The organism is Frankia sp. CeCAU1, from assembly GCF_977971845.1.
Window position 1 is genome coordinate 1 of record NZ_CDWWXA010000157.1, and the last position, 3920, is coordinate 3920.

A 3920-nucleotide genomic window follows, 5' to 3' on the forward strand; every position below is an offset into this window, starting at 1 on the left:
AGCCCACACCGGCCCCCCAGCCCGCGACACCAACCGGCGGCGCCCACAACCATGACCCCCAGATCGGAGCAGACATGACCATCCGCGCTGTCGCCGGAGCGGCCCAACCGTCCATCCCGACCGGCACCAACATCCCGACCGGCACCAACATCCCGACCGGCACCAGCGACGTCGGCCGCGCCGGCTCCCCTGAGGCCCAGCCCGGGTGGGGGCGCGAGCCCTGGCCTGCGGCCATGCACGCGGTACGGCCCGCGGCCGGCGCGGGCGGCCTCCCCACGCATCACGTCCCGGCCGGACGGCTGCTGACCGCGGCCGCGTCCGACCTCGCCGCGCACGACCGACAGTGTGGACCGCTGCCCTGGCGCGGCGGACCCGGGCGGTTACTTCCGGAGATCCACGACTCCGGGCTGACCGGGCGGGGCGGCGCGGCCTTCCCCACCTGGCGGAAATTCGCCGCGAGCGCCGAGGGCACCTGCCTCGACGGCAGCGCGCACCAGGGCAGCGCGCACCGGAACGCCGGGCACCGAGCCGACCGGTACCGCAGCGGCGCGCACCCCGTGGTCGTCGCCAACGCCGCCGAAGGGGAACCCGAGAGCGCCAAGGACGTCATCCTGCTCACCGTGGCGCCCCACCTCGTCCTCGACGGCCTGCAGCTCGCCGCGGAGGCGGTCGGGGCCGATGACGCCTTCGTCTATCTCAAACCCGGGCCGGCGGTCACGGCGGTCCGGCGGGCGCTGGCCCAACGGCGGGCCGCGTGCTGGGACCGATTCACCGTCCAGATCCGGGAGGCGCCGGAGACCTTCATCGCCGGGGAGGCGTCGGCCGTCATCGCAGCCCTGGAGGGAGGTGCGGCCCGGCCGCGCGCGCACTGGCAACCGCTCGCCAAGGCCAGTTTCCACGGCCGTCCGACCCTGGTGCAGAACGCCGAGACACTCGCGCACCTCGCGTTGATCGCCCGGTGGGGAGCCGGCTGGTTCCGCTCGGTCGGGACCGCCGAGGAACCGGGCACGTTCCTGGCCACCGTGACGGGAGCGGTCGCCGCGCCCGGGGTCGTCGAGGCGCCGTTCGGCACCCCACTCGGCACTCTCGCGCAGCTCGCGGGCGGCTTCACCGAGCAGGTCGGGGCCTTCCGGGTCGGCGGTTACAGCGGTGCGTGGCTGCCCGGCGGCCCGGGAGCGACGATCGCGATGTCCCGGGCGGCGCTGGCGCCGTGGGGTGCCGCGCCGGGCAGCGGAGTGGTCGCCGTCCTCCCGGCCCGGGCCTGCGGGCTCGTCGAGACCGCGCGCATCGTCGGGTACCTGGCCGCGCAGAACGCTGGCCAGTGCGGGCCATGCGTCAGCGGGCTGCCCCAGCTTGCGGACGCCGTGGCCGGGATGGCCCGAACGGATGGCGGGTCCGGCGGCCCGGTGCAGGGGGCTGGCGATCCGGGACAGTCCGCCATCCGGGCGCTGCGCCTCGCCGCCCTGGTCGCCGGTCGCGGCGCGTGCCACCACCCGGACGGCGCGGCCCGCCTCGTGCACAGTGCGCTGCGCACGTTCGCCGACGATATCCGGGCGCACGCCGAGGGCCACTGCCTCGGCTCGGCGTGCGCATCCTGACCACACCCATCCCGACCAGGCAACGTCGACGAATCCACGGGGAGACAGATGCCATGAACACCACAGATGCCATGAACACCACAAACGCCGGCGCGGCGGCCGGACCGGCCCGGCTGTGGATCGACTGGACGGCGTGTGACGGCCGCGGCTGGTGTGTCGAGCTGCTACCCGAGCTGCTGACCCGCGATCCAGCGGGTTATCCGCTGGCTCGCGGAACGACCGGACAGTCGACCCGAAAAATCACCGTCTCCACGGAGCTGATCGAGCATGCTCGCCGGGCGGCGGATGCCTGTCCCCGGCTCGCGCTACGCCTGCTCGCCGGCCAGGAACAGGGGTAGCCGGGCCCGGCGGCCGATGTCCGCTGTCTCGCTCGCTACGTTACCGCCGCATTACCACTTTGCTAAAGCCGCGTTACCGCTACCTGCCTGGGTAGCTGGCAGCCGCGAGGGCGAGGATCTCCTCACGGTCCTCGGCGAGCAGGAATCCGGTCGCGATCGCGTCGTCGGTGGCCCGGGTAAAGGCGGCGCGATAGTCCGCGGCGCCGGCGGGGTAACGGGCGGCGAGTGTGGCGGAATCCAGCGGCCGGGTGGAGCCGAAGATGGCGGAGGCGTCGGTGGGGTTCTGCCCCAGGCCGGACAGGACGGCGATGGGAACGTCGACCCAGGGAGTGCGCACGCCACCACGGGCGATGCCGTCCGCGTCACGGAGAAGTACCGTTGGATCCGTCGCGGCGGTTAGCAGGTGGGGCGCGGACGGGGGCGCGACACCATAACGGATCCAGTCGTCCAGCGCGGCAATCGCGGCCTGGGCGACATAGTGCTGCTGCGGTCCACTGTTGATCGCGGCGGTGAACGGGACACCGAAAGGGGCGGCACTGGGCACCAGAAGGCGTACCAGCTCCGCGGCAGGCAGCGCACCGTCGTCCCGGAAACCGGCCTTGAGCGTGTAGGTGTCGACGTGCGCCGCACCGGCGATCTCCCAGAGCCGGAACCGGTCGCTATCGGGTTGGCGGGCGCCCACGGCGCCAAGCACGCCGACGACGTCGGTCTCGCTCTGCACGACCATCACGGGCACCGCGACGTCCGTGCGCAGCCGGACATCCCCGGCCAGGGTCGGGCCGCCCCGACCGTCGAGGGACGCCGTGGTCCCCGGGCGGCCCTGGATCAGGTAACCGTCGAAACCGCCATGGCCACCGCCGGCGGCACGGCTCCTATCGCGGTCACCGCCGTCACCGCCGTCACCGTCCCGCGCCGCGATGGTGTTTACATAGGTCACCAGAAAGAACGCCGCCTGGGATGCGCCCACGGCGATCATCCGCGCCGGACGAAGGTGATCGAGAAGACCGCGACGCACGGTTTCCCCGGCCTGACGGAATATGTCGAAGCTGTACGCGTCACCGGGATGGGACAGAATCGCGTAACGGATGGGATCGGCGCTCTTAAGCGACGGCACGATCGGCCACCAACCGGTGCCGCGTTGCTCCCCGGCACCATCTTCGCCCGCAATACCGCCGTCCGCAACGGCCCTCGCTTCGACACCGGCCCCTTCGGCGGTGTCGATCCCATCGATGCCGATGCGTTGCGCCGACACCCCCACCCAGGCGAAACCGGCGCGGAGCAGATGCCGATGCGTCGTGAGCCATGCGGCGGCGGCGTCCATTCCGGCAGAGACGTTCAACCATTCCACGACGGCCGTGCCGTTGAAAGCGGTCGGGTCGGCAGGCCGGTAGACGATGAGACGGGTCCGAAATGGCGCCTGACCGGCGACCACCACGTCCCATCTGCCATCAGAGGTGATCGGACCCGTCGCGGCATAGGAGTCGGCGGTTCCGCTCACGAAGAACTCCTCCGCCAGATAGCCGATGGAGGCCAGATCGAAAGACGTCGAGATCAGGCTCGCCTGGCCGGCGATCGGCCCGTCGACTCGCACCGACGCCATCTCCATCAGCTCCATCGATTCGGTTCCTCTCGCGCTCGCCGCACGGATCCACGATCCATCGTGCCGCACGCGAGCGCATCGAACCGATGGCCGCCGTTGCTCAGATGTCATATTCCGGGGACTTTTGACCCGTGACCGGGACGTAAATCCCGATCCGATGGTCAGGAGCCCCGTGGTCCGCGCGGGCCTCGATGAGGCCGCGTGGAGAGGTGTCACCTCCGAGCCGGTGTGTGGTTTCACTCCGCGGGACGCGCCTGGCATGCCGCGACCACACCGCACATCGGGAATGGGTACGGGTACGGCGCCATCGGGCCACTCGTTGGACTATCCGTTGGACTATCCGTCGAACCACCTGTCAGACCACCCGTCGGACCACTTTGCCCC

3 protein-coding genes are annotated in these 3920 nt (G+C 71.5%); 2 read left to right on the forward strand and 1 reads right to left on the reverse strand.

Annotation, left to right across the window (positions count from 1 at the left end; genetic code table 11):
• Positions 1-1598 (forward strand): NADH-ubiquinone oxidoreductase-F iron-sulfur binding region domain-containing protein (locus AC08OO_RS20325; RefSeq protein ID WP_476618920.1); only part of this gene is annotated, 1598 nt, incomplete at its 5' end.
• Positions 1599-1651: 53 nt separating this feature from the next.
• Complete coding sequence (locus AC08OO_RS20330; RefSeq protein WP_476611313.1) at positions 1652-1936, forward strand: ferredoxin; 285 nt, start codon at positions 1652-1654, stop codon at positions 1934-1936.
• Positions 1937-2015: 79 nt separating this feature from the next.
• Here the strand turns inward: AC08OO_RS20330 and AC08OO_RS20335 are convergent, their stop codons facing one another.
• Positions 2016-3551 carry an alpha/beta hydrolase domain-containing protein gene (locus tag AC08OO_RS20335; RefSeq protein WP_476611314.1) on the reverse strand — a complete coding sequence of 512 codons (1536 nt, stop codon included), beginning with the start codon at positions 3549-3551 and terminating at the stop codon, positions 2016-2018.
• Positions 3552-3920: the final 369 nt, after the last annotated feature.

Bases quoted from the DNA above. Each gene is read 5' to 3' on its own strand.
- AC08OO_RS20330 (WP_476611313.1), top strand. From the start codon at position 1,652: ATGAACACCACAGATGCCATGAACACCACAAACGCCGGCGCGGCGGCC.
- AC08OO_RS20335 (WP_476611314.1), bottom strand. From the start codon at position 3,551: ATGGAGCTGATGGAGATGGCGTCGGTGCGAGTCGACGGGCCGATCGCC.